The following is a 484-nucleotide window of genomic DNA, read 5'->3' on the forward strand; positions in this document are numbered from 1 at the left end:
GGGTTTTCGATCATGCGCTTGAAGGCGCCGAGCAGTTCGGCGCCGAGCGCGCCGTCGACGGCGCGGTGGTCGGTCGACAGCGTCACCGACATGACGTTGGCGATCTTGATCTCGCCATTCTTCACCACCGCCCGCTGCTCGCCGGCGCCGACCGCCAGGATCGTCGCATGCGGCGGGTTGATGACGGCGGCAAAATCCTTGATGCCGAACATGCCGAGATTGGACACCGCCGTGGTGCCGCCCTGGTATTCCTCCGGCTTCAGCTTGCGGCTGCGGGCGCGGCTGGCCAGGTCCTTCATCTCGTTGGAGATCGTCGACAGCGTCTTTTCGTCGGCATGGCGGATGATCGGCGTGATCAGGCCGCCAGGGATCGACACGGCGACGCCGACATCGGCGTGCTTGTGCTTGACCATGGCGCTGTCGGTCCACGAGGCATTGGCATCCGGCACCGCCATCAGCGCCATCGCCATCGCCTTGATCACCA

Annotated in this window: 1 protein-coding gene; it reads right to left on the minus strand. The window is 65.5% G+C overall.

Features of this window, described 5'->3' with window-relative positions:
* Positions 1 to 484 (minus strand): 2-oxo acid dehydrogenase subunit E2 (locus EN857_RS33280; RefSeq protein WP_187331549.1); only part of this gene is annotated, 484 nt, incomplete at both ends.

Source organism: Mesorhizobium sp. M4B.F.Ca.ET.214.01.1.1, from assembly GCF_004791545.1.
In the GTDB taxonomy this organism is placed as follows: domain Bacteria; phylum Pseudomonadota; class Alphaproteobacteria; order Rhizobiales; family Rhizobiaceae; genus Mesorhizobium; species Mesorhizobium abyssinicae.